This is a genomic window from Kribbella sp. VKM Ac-2571 (assembly GCF_004362255.1).
Classification (GTDB): Bacteria; Actinomycetota; Actinomycetes; order Propionibacteriales; family Kribbellaceae; genus Kribbella; species Kribbella pratensis.
On record NZ_SNWS01000006.1, the window covers coordinates 335,363 to 350,183 of the forward strand.

The following is a 14,821-nucleotide window of genomic DNA, read 5'->3' on the forward strand; positions in this document are numbered from 1 at the left end:
AGGAAGGTTACGGACCTGTCAACAATTCCCAGCTGTGGGCCGGGACGGGTGGGGTGTCCGCGAGCGGGAACCGCTGCTCCTGATCGGAGATGTTCAGCAGCAGGAGGACCGACTCCTCACCGTGCGTGCTTCGCAACGCGAGTGACTCGTTGGTGAGATGCTCGACGGTCGTCCGGGCCCGGGTCAGCCACGGATGCCGCCGTCGTACGCCGATGAGTTCCTGGTGCAGGCGGTACGTCGGCCGTCCGTACGGCGCGAGCTCGCCGGGCGACTCGGGGAACGCCGGCCGGATCGCGTCGTCCCCGCCGGCGCGATCCTCCTTGAGACCACGGAACCCTTGCTCGTCGCCCGAATAGACGCTCGGTACGCCGCCGACCGTGAACAGGATCGCCAACGCATGGCCGAGATGGCGTTCGTCCTCGAGCCGGGTCGCTAGCCGTGTCACGTCGTGATTGCCGACGAACGTCTGCGGGACGAACGTGTCGAGCAGCGCGTTGTGCCGGCCGAGCGCGTACGAGAGCTCGTAGAAGTTGCGATCGTTGAGCGAACTCCAGATCGCCTTCCAGAGCTCGTACTGCGTGACGGAATCGAGCCCGCTCTTCGCGACGTACGCGGCGTAGTCGCCGTGGATCACCTCACCGAAGTACCAGGTGTCGCGGTCCCGCGGCAGTGCCTCACGCCAGAATTCAGGCGGTACGGCGTACGCCGCGTCCAGGCGCCACGCGTCGACACCGCGGTCGGTCCAGAACTGCACCACGTCACCGACATACTGCGCGACCTCGGGGTTGCTGTGGTCGAGCGCCACCAGATGCTCGTGCCCTTCGAAGGTGCCGGCGCCGAACCACTCCGGATGGGCGAAGGAACGCGCGACGTGGTTGAAGACGCCGTCGAGGGCGACCCTGAGGCCGCGTGCGTGAGCCTGGGCGATCAGGTGGTCGAAGTCGGTGTCGTCCCCGAGGCGCGGGTCGATCCGGAAGTGGTCGACCGTGTCGTAGCCGTGCGTTTCGGAGGCGAAGACAGGCCCGAGGAGGATCCCGTTGCACCCCAAGTCGATCGCGTAGCCGAGCCAGTTCTCCAGTTGCGGCAGGCGATGCACGACCGCCTGCCGGGCCGTCGCCTCAGCCCCAGTGAAGCCAAGCGGGTAGATCTGCCACCAGATCGCGTGATCAGGCCGCATGTCGCCTCCGCAGAATCAGAGTAGGAAGGATCGCGATCAGGCAGCCGATCACGGTGTCGATCAGGCGGTACCCGATCGTCGAGAGTTCCGGCGTACGGCCGAGGTCCATCAGGAGGACGACGAGCGGGGTCATGACGGCGGCGTAGGCCGCGTAGTTGCGTTCCTTCAGCAGCGGTCGTAGTCCGGCGAGGATACCGACCACTGCCACGATCGCCCCGGACGGTGGCACCCAGACAACGAGCGCGCCGCCGACGAGTACGCCGACGCACGTGCCCAGGCAACGCTGTGTTGCCCGAAGCAACGACCCGCCCCGGCGCCGAACCACGATCACCACGGCGAGCGCGATCCAGTAGCTCTTCTCCTGATGCCACAGCACGCCGATCACCTCGGCCACCGCTAGCGCGGGCACCAGGCGTACGGCGTACTGCCATCCCTCGAAGCGATGCAGGCCTCCCCACCAACGCACCCACAGCTGCCGGTACGTCGGCACGCCGCCGGCCGGGGCGACCGGGGCCGGGAACGCGGCCGCCGCGAGCCCGAGCAGGATCGCCCACGCCACCCCGAGCGCAAACCACCGAGCGACCTCCCAGACCGCCCCACCCAGCCCGGTCGCCATCACCAGAAACGTGATGAACCGCGCCACCACGTCAGCCGTCCACCGACTGAACCCGCCAACCACCGCCGAAATCGCAGCCAGCACCACCACCCCGACCGCGCCCACCCACCCACGACCCCCCAACCACGCCCCCATCAACGCGGCCCCGGTCACCAGCACCCCGGCGCGACCTTGAGCACGCACCAACCACAAAGCGCGACTTCGAGCACCGGCCAACCATGTAAACGGTCTGGAAATGGTTGGTGGGTGCACAAAGTTTCCGGTGGCCATGGCGCCGAGTGCGGCAAAGGAGGCGTGGGCGAGGTGGCCGGTGGTCACGCCGTACGTGATCGGTCCGGCCATCGCGAGGGCGGCGGTCACCAGCTGAGCCGGGAACACAGGCGTGTCCCGCGACCAATGGATGACCTGCGCGCTCATAGTAAGCTGAGCTTAGCATTTGTGAGCGTACAGAAGAGACGGTTAGTTGATGGAAGCTTATGAAACGGCAGTGGCGCTGCGCCGGGCAAGCACGCGGTTGGCGTTGCGGTTGCGGGCCGAGCGAGTTGGCGACGGACTAGGGAGCACGGGGGTCGCGGTGCTCGGGCAGCTCCATCGGCGTGGGGCGCTCACTGCTAGCGAGATCGCGGCGGCCGAACGGGTGCAGCCGCAGTCGTTGACGCGGGTGCTGGCGAGTCTCGAAGAGCAACAGCTGATCTCGCGGCAGCAGGACACGCAGGACCGCCGCCGGCACACGATCGAGCTGACCGATCGCGGGCGGCAACTGCTCGAGGAACACGTGAAGAGCTCGGATGACTGGCTCGCCGAGGCGATCGCCCAGCGCCTCAATCCGACCGAGCGCGCAGTACTGCAACTGGCGGCCGGAATCCTCGATCAGCTGCTCGACGGCTGACCGAAGGTGTGGCGGCGGATCCAGGCGTGCATGGCGATCGCGGCCGCGGCACTGGCGTTGATCGACCGAGTCGAACCGAACTGTGCGATGGACAGCACCGCGCTGCACACAGCGTGTGCGTCCTCGGTGAGCCCGGGCCCTTCCTGACCGAAGAGCAGGATGCACTCCCGGGGCAGGTCGTAGGTCTCCAACGGCACGGAGCCCGGGAGGTTGTCGATACCGATCACGGCCAGCGAGCGCTCAGCGGCGTACGACGCCAGGTCCGCCAGCTGAGGGTGGTGGCGGACGTGCTGGTAGCGGTCGGTGACCATCGCGCCGCGGCGGTTCCACTTCCGGTTGCCGACGATGTGGACCTCCGACGCGAGGAACGCGTTGGCGGTCCGGACGACCGAGCCGATGTTCAGGTCGTGCTGCCAGTTCTCGATCGCGACGTGGAACGGGTTGCGCTGCCGGTCCAGGTCCTCGACGATCGCCTCGAGCTTCCAGTACCGGTACTTGTCCACGACATTGCGCCGATCCCCGCCCGCGAGCAGCTCCGCGTCCAACCGCGGATCGTCCGGCCAGTCGCCCTCCCACGGACCGACCCCGACCTCGCTCGGGCCCACCATGTCCGCTCCCCGGACGTCGCTACTCAGCTCATGCACAGGTCGGGACGCTACCCTGTCCGCGTGCTCCCTCTTGTCGCGATGCTGATGCCCAACTGGATGGACCCTGAGTACCTCCTGCACTGGATGGGTAACTGGGCCCTCTGGGGCACGCTCGTGGTGGTGTTCATCGAGTGCGGGGTGCTGTTCCCGATCCTGCCCGGTGACTCGCTGCTGTTCGCCGTCGGCCTGTTCATCGCGCAAGGCTCCATCAACGTGCCGCTCTGGCTGGCCTGTGTGCTGCTGACCGTCGCCGCGTTCCTCGGCAACGTCTCCGGCTACTACATCGGCCGGGCCCTGGGTACGTCGCTGTTCCGGAATCCGAACGCCCGGTTCCTGAAACCGAAGTACATCGAGCAAACGCATGAGTTCTTCGAGCGGTACGGTCCGCGCGCCCTGGTGATGGCGCGCTTCGTGCCGATCGTCCGGACGTTCATCACGATCGTGGCCGGCGCCGGGAAGATGGACCCGAAGAAGTTCTTCCTCTGGACCGGGGTCGGCGCGGTGATCTGGGCGCCGGGCATCACGCTGCTCGGCCACGCGCTCGGCAACGTGCAGTTCATCCACAACCATCTCGAGTCCGCGCTGATCCTGCTCGTCCTGGTCTCGCTGATCCCGATGGTCGTCGAGTTCTTCCTGGCCCGGCGCCGCAACCGCAAGACCGGCGACGCCCCGAAGCACGCGGCACCGAAGCACCAGGTGAGCAACGGTCAGTGACCGAAAGGAAAGTGCGGCTCCGACCAGACCCAGTCGGTGCTGAGCAACGACAGCTCGGCGGCCTCGACCGGTCCGGTCGGCAGCGGGCCGACCACCTGACCGGAGCCGAGTGAACAAGCCACCCGGATCCGATCTGCCGCCTGGTACCAGACCAGCGCCCCCCGTGGCGCTGCCCCTTCACGGAGCAGGGCGTGGTGGTCGAGCCACCGAACCGCGTCAGCTGCGTCGTGCCAGCCGCTGTCGTGCGCATAACCGAATGCCATCCGCTGGAACTTCAGCGGCCAGTCCAGCCAGGCTGCCGATCCGACCCGCTCCAACTGCCAGTTGAGGGCCGCCTCGGTGTCCCGCGGGTTTGCCACCCGCGGGACGTTCCGGCCATCCACGACTACGTCCCCCCAGGCCATAGGTCCTCCCCGATCCCCCGTCCTCGGCCTACGTGCCGTGGCATGGTGAGAATGCTGCCGAACCCGAATACAGCCGCCGTACATTCGCAGGCTCAGCCGGCCGCGGCTCCAGCCTCGAACCCGGCGAGCATGCGGCGGCACTCGGCAGCCGCTGCGTCGTTCCCGGCCTGCTGCCACACGCGTGCGGCGCGTTCGAGCGTACGACGGGCGTTGTCCAGGCTGCCCGTGGACAGGTAGAGCTCACTGAGGTGCTGCGCCGCCTCGCCCTCGACGCTGCGATCGCCCAACCGGTGACCGATGTCGATCGCGTCCAGCAGGGTCCTGCGCGCCGTGGCTACCTCACCACGCTCCATCAGCGCCTGCCCGAGCAGCGCCCGGGTGTACGCCGCACAGTGGTCGTCACCCATCCCGTCGAAGATCGCCAGCGCCTTCCGCAGTTGGCGGACCGCCTCGTCGTGTCGCCCTTGATGTACGCGGAGCGCCGCGATACGTCGGCGTACCTTGGCCTCCCGGTGCGCGTCCGCCCGTCGTACGGCGATCAGGAACGCCTGGGCCAGGTACCGCCGGGCGGTGGTCAGGTCACCGCGGACGAGGTAGACGTTCGCGGCGGCGGTCCGCGCCAGGGCCTCGGCGTTCGCGTTGCCGTCCTCGACGAACGCCTGGATCGCCTTTTCGTACTGCTCCAGGCCCTTCTCGCGCTCGCCGCGTTCCCGCAGCCAGGTACCGAGGCCGACGGCGGCGACACCCTCACCGAGCCGGTCGCCGACCTCCGCGAACACCTGCACGGCGGCGTCGAAGTGCCGGCGCGCGTTCTCCCAGTCGTCCTGGTACAGCGCCAGCTGGCCGAGGTTCCGGTGCATGATCGCCTCGCCGCGCCGGTTTCCACACGCGATCGCGCTCCGCAGCCCCTGCTGGTGCGAGCTGTTCCAGTCGTCGAACCCGGCCCGCAGGTCGAGGTACGGCCCCCAGGCCGCCGCGATCCGCCACGCGTGCTCGTGCAGCCCGTTCTGCGCCGCGGCGCGGATCGCCGGCACGAACGTGCTGCGCTCGCTGTCGAACCACGCGATCGCGTCGGTCTCGGTGAACGGCGACGGATCGGGCGCCGTCAACGGCCCGGTGTGCTCCAGTACGCCGAAGTACTCGAAGGACAACGCGTTGTTGGCGCGCCGGATCTTGTTCAAGATCGCGTCGACCACGGCCTCGACGTCGCGGACCGCCTGCGCCTTCTGCTCGTTGTCGCCGACGCCGAGCGCGTGCAACCGCAGGAGGTCGTGGACGCGGTAGCGCGCCGTACCGCGCTCGTCGACCGAGCTGATCCGGACCAGGTTGACCTCGATCAGCCGATCCAGACTCCGTCGTACGGCGGCCGGCGACGCAACAGCCTCGAGCGCACGCGCGGAGAAGACACCCACCGCGAAGTGACCGATCAGGCGGTACAGCCGGGCTTCCTCGGGGCTCAGCGCGCCGTAGCTCAGGTCCGCGCTGGACCGTACGGCGAGCTCACCGATGCTGAGCTCGTCGAGCCGCGACGCCTCGTCCCGCAACCGCCGCGCCAGCTCACGGGCACTCAGATCGGGGCGCTGCGCCAGGCGGCTGCCGACGATCCGGATCGCCAGCGGCAGGTTCGCGCACGCCGCCAGGATCTCCTCGGCCTCGGGCGAGGTCGGGTCGATCCGGCCGTCGCCAGCGACCGACGACAGCAGGAGGGCTGCCTCGCGGTCGTCGAACGTGTCGAGCGGCGTACTGTCCGCACCAGCCAGGTCCATCAGCCGGTTACGACTCGTCACGACCACAGCCGAGGCGCCGGTACCAGGCATCAGCGGAGTCACCTGACCGGCGGTCGCCACGTCGTCGAGGATGATCAGCACGCGGCGGCTGGCCAGCTCGGAGCGCAGCATCGCGGACCGCCGCTCCGGGTCGGTCGGGATCGCGTAGTCGGGCAGGTTCAGGCTGAGCAGCAGATCGGTCAGTGCGGCGGCCGGGTCCCGCGGGTGCGTCGCGCCGTGCATGTCCAGGTAGATCTGTCCGTCGGGGAAGTACTCCCGGACCAGATGCCCGAGCCGTACGGCCAGCGAGGTCTTTCCGGTCCCCGGCGCACCGGAGATGACAGCGATCGGCGGCCGCACCGGGTCGCGGCCGCAGACCAGGTCGCGTAGCTGGTCCAGGAGCTCCTGCCGGCCGCTGAAGTCGGCCAGGTCGAGCGGGAGCTGGCTCGGCGGCCGCAGCGGATCGGTCAGCTCGGGCGCGGCCATCGGTCCGGGTTGCGCGGTCGGCTCCGCGCGTTCCGTCGTACGGTCGGCTGGGATGCCCGGGTTGGGCCAGTTCGCGGAGCGGCCGTTCTCGGCGCGAGCGCCGGCGGCCTCCAGTTCCGGACCGGGCTTGATGTCCAGCTCGTCGGCCAGCGTCTGCACTGCCTTCGCGTACGCCGCTCGCGCCTCACCCACTCGCCCCGCCGCTACCAGTGCGTCGACGAGCCGCCGCCAGAGCTGCTCGTCGTACGGGTCCTCGGTGAGGCGTGCGCTCAGCAGTACGGCGGCACCACTCACGTCGCCGTACTCAAGCCGCAGGTCCAGCAGGCCGTCGACGAGCCCGCGGTGCTGCGCCTCCAGACGGGCGATCGAGCCCTCCCAGGCCGCGGGCATCGGCAGGTCCTCGAGCGGGCGGCCGCGCCAGAGCGAGTACGCGCGGGACAGCACCTGCATCGCCTGCCGGCCGTCGCCCTGGTCGCGCAGGTGGCCGCCCTCGGCGAGCAGCGACTCGAAAAGGCTGGCGTCGAGCTCGTCGACACCGACCTCGATGCTGTAGCCGGCAGCTGAGGTGTCGATCGGCGCGGGCAGTCCGGCGTCCTGCAGCACGCCCCGGAGCGCCCGGACGTAGGTCCGGATGTTCGCGGTCGCGGACCGTGGCGGGGTGTTCTCCCAGAGCGCGTCCGCGATCAGGTCGGTGGAGACGAACCGGTTCGGGTGCAGCAGCAGCGTTGCGAGCAACTGGCGCGGTTTGGCGGCCTTGAGCGGCTGGCCCGGGACGTGAACGAGTCGCAGTGGTCCGAGGATCCCGTACCTCAGACTGTCCACTCGTCCGGCCTTTCCACTCTTGAACTGCCCCATCGTGGCATCCGGCTGTATGCGGCGGGAAGCCCGATGTACGCCGGATGTATTTCAGTCCGGCACTGTTGACACAGGTACCGGGGGGAGGGCAGGCCCGGAGGTGGCGACTTGACCGCCGTCACACCGGGCCTGGCACTGGGAGTGAGTCCTGGATCGGGGGACCTGGATCACGGGGAACCGGTGCCTACTGGCCACCGGTGAATGGCGGCTGTCCGTCCTGTGGCGCGGGGGAACCCGCAGGCGGCCCGCCCACCGGTGGCTCTCCCTGGTACTGCCCCGGCTGCCCCGGCGCGGGGTACTGACCCTGACCCGGCTGGCCCTGGTACGGCGGCTGCTGCGCGGGCTGCTGGTAGCCGCCCGGGATCTGCTGCTGCGGGTAGTTGCCCTGGTCCCCCGGCATCTGCGGGTGGATCTGGCCCGACGACGGAGTACCCGGCTGCATCTGCGGCGGCGCCTGCTCGCCCGCGACCGAGCCGATGGTGCCGAACGAGACCTGCGGCACCGCACGGACCTGCTCGTCCTTGACCTCGAAGTAGCCGGCCTTCTCGAACTTGAAGCCGCCCGCGATCAGGTTCGACGGGAACGCCTCGATCCGGGTGTTGTAGTCGCCGACGTTCGCGTTGTAGAACCGGCGGCCGGCCGCGATCCGGTCCTCGGTGTCGGTCAGCTCGCGCTGCAGACCGAGGAAGTTCTGGTTCGACTGCAGCTGCGGGTACTGCTCGACCGAGATCATCATCTGACGCAGTGCGCCGGACAGCTGACCCTCCGCAGCGGCCCGCTGCTCCGGGTTGGACCCCTGCACGTTCACCGCCTGGGTGCGCAGCCGGGCGACCTCCTCGAACACGTGCCGCTCATGTGCCGCGTACGCGCGCACGGTCTCGACCAGGTTCGGGATCAGGTCGTACCGGCGGTGCAGCTCGACGTCGATCTGCCGCCACGACTCCTGGATCAGGTTCCGCTGCTTGACGAACCGGTTGTACGACGTGATCAGCATGATCGCCAGAATGACGATCACCGCGACGATCACGATGATGACCCAAACCATGACCAGCTCCCGAGTTATTGGCAGTGCTGGGAGCGACTCTACGGGTAGGTGGGTCCGCCCGCGGGTGGCTGCTGTGGGTAGGCGGACGGCTGCTGCGAGTAAGGAGACTGCTGGCCGCGGGGGTCGACGCCCGCGTAGTCGCGCCACACGTACGGCGGGACGTTCAACGCGACCTGTTCGAGCAGCGCGAGGCGGCTCAGCACCTCGTTCGGGTTGTGCGCGCCGTTGTCCCAGCCGACCAGCGAATTCCCCTCGAAGCGCCAGCCGATCTCGCCGCGGGCGAGCAGCAGCTCCATCATCCGCGGCGTCACCACCGCGTGCCCGAACCGTTCGTCGTCGGCCTTGACCCGGAACGCCCGGTTGAACTGATCGCTCTCGAACTGGATGTCGCGGAAACCGAGCGCGTTGGCCACCGCCCCGCCGAAGATCCCCTCGTGCGTCACCTCGAGGTGCGGCAGCGCGCCCGGCAGCTGCAGGACGACGACACCGAAGTTGTGGGTGGTGGTGCGCCGCTGACCTTTCCCGTTCGTGGTGTGGGTCTGGTAGCTGTAGTCGAAGGCAACCATCTGGTGGCCGTTGTACGGCCCGGACAGCACGTTCTTGACGCGCCAGTTGTCGCCGGTGCGGAACGGCGTACCGGTCCACTGACCGGCCAGCGAGTGGTTGGCCGGGACGTACGACCAGCCGTGCTGGGCAGCGAACGCGGCGAACATCTCCCGGCGCTTCTTCGCCCGGTAGTAGCTGAAGTAGAAGAGGCCGACGCCGACGACGATCGCCAGCAGGACGAACAGAAGCGTGCTGCTCTGCATCAGCCGAGCCCCAGGTCCTCGAGACCGAACACGGACCGGTACTCCAGGCCCTCGGCCTCGACCCGCTCCTGCGCGCCGGTCGACCGGTCCACGATCACCGCGACCGCGACCACCTCGGCCCCGGCCTCACGCAACGCCTCGACTGCCGTGAGCACCGATCCCCCGGTCGTCGAGGTGTCCTCGACCGCGAGCACCCGGCGACCCTTCACCTCCGGACCCTCGATCCGCCGCTGCAGACCGTGCGTCTTCTCGGCCTTCCGTACGACGAACGCGTCGAGCGTCCGCCCTTCCTGGGCCGCCGCGTGCAGCATCGACATCGCGACCGGGTCCGCGCCGAGCGTCAGCCCACCGACAGCGTCGTACTCCAGGTCTTTGGTCAGCTCGAGCATCGCCGGGCCGATCAACGGCGCCGCGGCCGCGTCGAGCGTGATCCGGCGCAGGTCGACGTAATAGTCGGCTTCCTTACCCGAGGCCAGCGTCACCCGGCCGTGCACGATCGCCTTGCTCTTGACCTGCTCCAGCAGTCCGTCCCGGTCGTAGCTCATGAGCCTTGAGCTTAGATCACGGGCGGGGCGCACCTGTCTGGCTACTCTCCGAACACGGAAGAGTATGCAGGTGGGCTGTAAAGGCTGTGTACGACGTGTCGATGGACGGGGATGGTTGCCCGGGACGACGATGTGGGCATGAAGGCGCTCGTGAAGGCTGAGGCCAAGCCCGGTCTGTGGTTGCAGGACGTGCCCGAGCCGAAGATCGAGGCCGACGAGGTCCTGATCAAGGTGCTCCGCACCGGGTTGTGCGGCACCGATCTGCACATCCAGAGCTGGGACCACTGGGCACAGAAGAACGTGCCGGTGCCGATGGTGACCGGGCACGAGTTCTGCGGTGAGGTGGTCGAGGTCGGCGTCGGGGTTCGTGACGTCGCGGTCGGCGACCTGGTCAGCGGTGAGGGACACCTGGTCTGCGGCCGTTGCCGCAACTGCCGGGCCGGGCGCCGCCACCTCTGCATCAAGACGCGTGGCCTCGGCGTCCACGTGCCGGGCGCATTCGCGGAGTACGTCGCTCTGCCCGCTATGAACGCCTGGGTTCACAAGGACGCGGTAGACCTCGACGTCGCCGCGATCTTCGACCCGTTCGGCAACGCCGTACACACTGCTTTGTCGTTCCCCCTGGTCGGTGAGGACGTGCTGATCACTGGGGCCGGCCCGATCGGGGTGATGGCCGCGGCGGTCGCGCTGCACGCCGGGGCGCGCAACGTCGTGATCACAGACCTGTCGGAGTACCGCCTGGATCTGGCGCGGAAGATCGGCGTGACCCGCGCGGTGAACGTGGGCGAGGAGACGATCGCGCAGGCGCAGCAGAGCCTCGGGATGCGCGAGGGGTTCGACGTCGGGATGGAGATGTCCGGGCAGCCGGCCGCGCTCCGGGACATGCTCGCGAACATGACGCACGGCGGCAAGATCGCGATGCTCGGCCTGCCGTCGGACGAGATCGCGATCGACTGGGGCACGGTGGTGCTCAACATGCTGACCATCAAGGGCATCTACGGCCGGGAGATGTTCGAGACCTGGTACTCGATGTCCGTGATGCTGGAACGCGGACTCGACCTGACCCCGGTGATCACCCACCGGTTCGGTTACGGCGACTTCGAGCGGGCCTTCGACGTGGCGCGCCAGGGGCAGTGCGGCAAGGTGATCATGGACTGGACGGCTGAGACGCTGGAGGAGAAGCACTGATGTTCGGGCGGATGCGGGACGACCTGACGACGACGATCGGCGAGATCCGGGACGCGGGGCTCTACAAGTCCGAGCGGGTGATCACCTCACCCCAGCAGGCCCTGATCTCCGTTGCGTCGGGCAACGAGGTGCTGAACTTCTGCGCGAACAACTACCTCGGCCTGGCCGACCACCCCGAGGTGATCGCCGCGGCCCGGGACGCCTTGGACCGCTGGGGTTTCGGGATGGCCTCGGTGCGCTTCATCTGCGGGACACAAGCGATCCACAAGGACCTCGAAGGTGCCCTGAGCAACTTCCTCGGGACCGAGGACACGATCCTCTACAGCTCCTGCTTCGACGCGAACGGCGGCCTCTTCGAGACGCTGCTCGGGCCTGCAGACGCAATCATCTCCGACGAGCTGAACCACGCCAGCATCATCGACGGCGTCCGGCTCTCGAAGGCCCGCCGGTACCGGTACAAGAACCGGGACATGGCCGACCTGGAGGCGCAGCTGAAGGACGCCGCCGACGCGCGGTACCGGCTGATCGCCACCGACGGCGTGTTCTCGATGGACGGGTACGTCGCCCCGCTCGACGAGATCTGCGACCTGGCCGAGCGGTACGACGCTCTCGTGATGGTGGACGACTCGCATGCGGTCGGTTTCGTCGGCCCGGACGGCGCCGGCACCCCGTCGCTGTTCGGCGTGAAGGACCGGGTCGACATCGTCACCGGAACGCTCGGCAAGGCCCTCGGCGGCGCGTCCGGCGGCTACGTGTCCGCCCGCCGCGAGATCGTCGAGCTGCTCCGCCAGCGCTCCCGCCCGTACCTGTTCTCGAACTCACTGGCGCCGTCCGTCACCGCCGCCTCGCTGAAGGCACTGGAGCTGATCGGCACCTCGAGCGACCTGCGCGACAAGCTCGCCGCCAACACCGCACTTTTCCGCACCAAGATGACCGCGGCGGGCTTCGACGTGCTCCCCGGCGACCACCCGATCTCCCCCGTGATGATCGGCGACGCCGCCGAAGCCGGCCGCCTGGCCGACAAACTCCTCGACCTCGGCATCTACGTCATCGGCTTCTCGTACCCCGTCGTACCCCAGGGCAAGGCCCGCATCCGGGTCCAGCTCTCCGCAGGTCACTCCACCGAGGACGTGGAGCGCGCCGTCGCTGCGTTCGCCGAAGCTCGCGCCGCCCTGGCGGGATAGTTCGAGCCGGACGCCGTTAGGGTTGTCCGGTTCGCACTGGGTGAGGAGCTTTATGCGCCAGATGCTGGCCGTTGTCGGAGTACTGGGTTTGGCGTGCGTTGCCGGGTGTGGAGCGGACGGCGGGCCGGTGGCCACGGCGCCGTCGCCGGCCTCCTCGAGTGCGCCGCCGGTGACACCCTCGGAACCGGCTGGGGCGTACGCACCGCCGACCCCGGCGAGGAGCGTTCCCGTCGTGCGGACGACACCGACGATGCTGAGTCTTTCTGCTGCGGGCACGAAGTACCTGCAGATCACCCGGCCGTACAACGTCGCGCTCGAGCGGTTCGAGAAGGCGGCCAACGAGAACATGTCGCTGAAGACCCTTCAGGCCAGGGCCAAGGCGGTGGCCGCGGCGAACCTCGCCGAGTACGGCGCACTGAGGTCGACCGTCTGGCCCGCCAAGGTCTCGACGCAGATGCGGGCACTGGCGAAGGCGGATGCCGCCGCCCGACCGCACTGGCTCCTGGCCGCCGCGGCCGACAGCAAGTCCGAGATGGCCGACCACGTCCAACGAGCCTCAGCCGCCGGCGGCAAGGCCCCCTCCACCCAGATCCGCCAACTCCTGGGCCTCCCCAAGTACGACGAGAAGGACTACAGCTGACGGCACCATCGATGGTACCGCCGTGGTACCGTTGACGCATGGCCATGAACCTGCGACTCCCGTCCGAAGTGGCAACGGCCCTTCAGGCGGAGGCGGAACGGACCGGTCAATCCCAGCAACAGATCGTCCGGGACGCGCTCGGCCGTCGACTGCACCTGATCGACCACGAGGATCCGGCGGGTGAGCGCGAACGAGCTCGGGCCGCGCAGGCTGTGCAACCGGCGCGCGTCCCGTATCGCAAGGTGCGGCCGCGGCTTCGACTGCCGAAGGGAACCACCAGCCTCGACCTGCTCGGTCGGGACGACCGCTTCTGATGCGGGTCTACTTCGACAGCAGCGCGCTGATCAAGCGAGTCGTCGCCGAGGACGAATCCGACGACCTGGTGGACTTCCTCGACGCACACTACGAGCAGGGCGACGTGCTCGCATCGTCTTCGCTCGCGTGGGTCGAGGTCTCGCGCGCCGTACTCGCGCGAGTGCGGACGCCTGCCGACGCCGGTGAGTTGATCGACGGCGCGATGTCCGGTATCGACGAACGACAGATGACGGCCGAGGTCGTCAGTGTCGCCCGGCGGATCGAACCGCTCATCCCGAGCCTCGACGCACTGCATCTCGCAACGGCGGTGCTGATCGACGCCGACCTCGTTGTCACCTACGACGAACGTCTCGCAGCCGCGTGCCGCCGCAACGCACTCGCCGTCGCGTCGCCGGGAAGCCGCTGACATTTGTCGGTGCGGCCGGGCAGTATGCGTGCATGGCGGTGATGAGTAGGCGGGCGGTCAATCGGGCGACGTTGGCTCGGCAGGTTTTGCTGGGGCGGGAGGCGGTGCCGGCGGTTGACGTGGTCGGCCGGCTGGTGGGGATGCAGGGGCAGGAGGCCAAGCATCCGTACGTCGGGTTGTGGTCGCGGATCGACCACTTCGCGGAGTCCGAGCTGGATCAGGCGGTCCGGGAGCACGACGTCGTACGGGCAACGCTGTTTCGCGGGACGTTGCATCTGGTGACTGCGGCGGACTACCTGCGGTTCCGGGTGACCGTGGCGCCGGTGCTCGAGGCAGGGTTGAAGGTGTTGGGGGAACGCGGCGCGGGGCTCGAGCCGGAGAAGGTCGTGGCCGCGGCGAAGAAGTTGCTGACCAAGGAGCCGTTGACGTTCACCGAGGTGCGCGACGCGTTGCAGCAGCAGTTCCCGGACGTGAACGAGCGAGCGCTCGGGTTCTGCACGCGGATGATGGTGCCGTTGGTGGTCTACCCGACAGACGTCCGCTGGTCGTGGACGGCGAACTCCAGGTTCACGCCGGCCGAGAAGTGGATCGGGAAGAAACTCCACCAGCGCTCGGAGACCAAGGAGCTCGTCACCCGCTACTTGCAGGCGTTCGGCCCGGCCACGCCGGCGGACTTCCAGACGTGGTCCGGTTTGCAGAAGGCGAAGCCGTTGTTCGACGAACTGGAGCTCGAGACGTTCACGGACGAGGCCGGCAAGACGTTGTACGACGTACCCGACGCGCCTCGCCCCGACCCGGACACGCCGGCGCCGGTGCGCTTCCTGCCGGAGTTCGACAACGTGCTGCTGTCGCACGCGAAACGGGAGCGGATCATCGCCGACGAACACAAACCGGCCGTGTTCACGAAGAACCTCCGGGTCAAAGCGACGTACACCGTCGACGGCCTGGTCGCCGGGCTGTGGACGACCGAGAAGAAGCGTGGTGTGGCCACTCTCACGCTCGCTCCGTTCGGCCGGACGCTGAAGAAGACACAGGCGGAGCTGGAGCGGGAAGGCGACGGGCTGCTCAGGTTCCTGGAGCCCGATGCCAAGTCCTATGAAGTGGTTACTACCGGTTAATGAGGTTGTTGTCACAC

The 14,821-nt window shown here is 68.5% G+C and carries 16 protein-coding genes; 8 read left to right on the top strand and 8 right to left on the bottom strand.

Features of this window, described 5'->3' with window-relative positions; translation table 11 throughout:
* Positions 1-7 precede the first annotated feature (7 nt).
* Together EV651_RS16315 and EV651_RS16320 are read right to left on the bottom strand one after the other, a co-directional pair.
* Positions 8-1,177, bottom strand: a complete 1,170-nt coding sequence (locus tag EV651_RS16315; protein ID WP_133786024.1) for an alpha-amylase family protein — start codon at positions 1,175-1,177, stop codon at positions 8-10.
* Positions 1,167-2,210: an FUSC family protein gene (locus tag EV651_RS16320; protein WP_133786025.1), complete on the bottom strand. Its 1,044-nt coding sequence runs from the start codon at positions 2,208-2,210 to the stop codon at positions 1,167-1,169. The genes EV651_RS16315 and EV651_RS16320 overlap by 11 nt, the downstream gene beginning before the upstream one ends.
* Before the next feature lie 49 nt (positions 2,211-2,259).
* Between EV651_RS16320 and EV651_RS16325 the strand changes: the two genes are divergently transcribed.
* The gene (locus tag EV651_RS16325; protein WP_133786026.1) at positions 2,260-2,682 is read left to right on the top strand and encodes a MarR family winged helix-turn-helix transcriptional regulator; all 423 of its coding nucleotides are present in this window, start codon (positions 2,260-2,262) and stop codon (positions 2,680-2,682) included.
* Here EV651_RS16325 and EV651_RS16330 read toward each other — a convergent pair.
* Entirely contained in the window at positions 2,664-3,290 is a 627-nt protein-coding gene (locus tag EV651_RS16330; protein WP_133786027.1) for a TrmH family RNA methyltransferase, read from the bottom strand. The genes EV651_RS16325 and EV651_RS16330 overlap by 19 nt on opposite strands.
* A gap of 60 nt (positions 3,291-3,350) precedes the next feature.
* On the opposite strand from EV651_RS16330, the gene EV651_RS16335 reads away from it, so the two are divergent.
* Positions 3,351-4,043 (top strand): DedA family protein, encoded by a 693-nt coding sequence (locus EV651_RS16335; RefSeq protein WP_238156920.1) that lies wholly within the window; start codon positions 3,351-3,353, stop codon positions 4,041-4,043.
* Here the strand turns inward: EV651_RS16335 and EV651_RS16340 are convergent.
* The 5 genes from EV651_RS16340 to pyrE form a co-directional block, all read right to left on the bottom strand.
* A complete protein-coding gene (locus tag EV651_RS16340) occupies positions 4,037-4,447 on the bottom strand; it encodes a hypothetical protein (protein ID WP_133786028.1) in 411 nt (136 codons plus the stop codon). The two genes, EV651_RS16335 and EV651_RS16340, sit on opposite strands and share 7 nt — an antisense overlap.
* Positions 4,448-4,539: 92 nt before the next feature.
* The gene (locus EV651_RS16345) at positions 4,540-7,521 is read right to left on the bottom strand and encodes a BTAD domain-containing putative transcriptional regulator (RefSeq protein WP_133786029.1); all 2,982 of its coding nucleotides are present in this window, start codon (positions 7,519-7,521) and stop codon (positions 4,540-4,542) included.
* Between the two features lie 217 nt (positions 7,522-7,738).
* Positions 7,739-8,599, bottom strand: coding sequence for a LemA family protein (locus EV651_RS16350; protein WP_133786030.1), 861 nt, complete (start codon positions 8,597-8,599; stop codon positions 7,739-7,741).
* Positions 8,600-8,637: 38 nt separating this feature from the next.
* A complete protein-coding gene (locus tag EV651_RS16355) occupies positions 8,638-9,408 on the bottom strand; it encodes a hypothetical protein (RefSeq protein WP_238156921.1) in 771 nt (256 codons plus the stop codon).
* Positions 9,408-9,953, bottom strand: coding sequence for an orotate phosphoribosyltransferase (pyrE, locus tag EV651_RS16360; protein ID WP_133786031.1), 546 nt, complete (start codon positions 9,951-9,953; stop codon positions 9,408-9,410). Before pyrE ends, EV651_RS16355 begins: the two co-directional genes overlap by 1 nt.
* Positions 9,954-10,091: 138 nt before the next feature.
* Between pyrE and tdh the strand changes: the two genes are divergently transcribed.
* From tdh to EV651_RS16390, 6 genes are all read left to right on the top strand, one after another.
* A complete protein-coding gene (gene tdh, locus EV651_RS16365; protein ID WP_133786032.1) occupies positions 10,092-11,141 on the top strand; it encodes an L-threonine 3-dehydrogenase in 1,050 nt (349 codons plus the stop codon).
* Positions 11,142-11,152: 11 nt separating this feature from the next.
* Positions 11,153-12,325 (top strand): glycine C-acetyltransferase, encoded by a 1,173-nt coding sequence (locus EV651_RS16370; protein WP_238156939.1) that lies wholly within the window; start codon positions 11,153-11,155, stop codon positions 12,323-12,325.
* A 232-nt stretch (positions 12,326-12,557) separates the two neighbouring features.
* Complete coding sequence (locus tag EV651_RS16375) at positions 12,558-12,965, top strand: hypothetical protein (RefSeq protein ID WP_133786034.1); 408 nt, start codon at positions 12,558-12,560, stop codon at positions 12,963-12,965.
* 38 nt (positions 12,966-13,003) lie between these two features.
* Positions 13,004-13,279 (top strand): ribbon-helix-helix protein, CopG family, encoded by a 276-nt coding sequence (locus EV651_RS16380; RefSeq protein WP_133786035.1) that lies wholly within the window; start codon positions 13,004-13,006, stop codon positions 13,277-13,279.
* The gene (locus EV651_RS16385) at positions 13,279-13,686 is read left to right on the top strand and encodes a type II toxin-antitoxin system VapC family toxin (protein WP_133786036.1); all 408 of its coding nucleotides are present in this window, start codon (positions 13,279-13,281) and stop codon (positions 13,684-13,686) included. Before EV651_RS16380 ends, EV651_RS16385 begins: the two co-directional genes overlap by 1 nt.
* Before the next feature lie 32 nt (positions 13,687-13,718).
* Positions 13,719-14,804, top strand: a complete 1,086-nt coding sequence (locus tag EV651_RS16390) for a winged helix DNA-binding domain-containing protein (protein ID WP_133786037.1) — start codon at positions 13,719-13,721, stop codon at positions 14,802-14,804.
* The last annotated feature ends 17 nt before the right edge of the window (positions 14,805-14,821 follow it).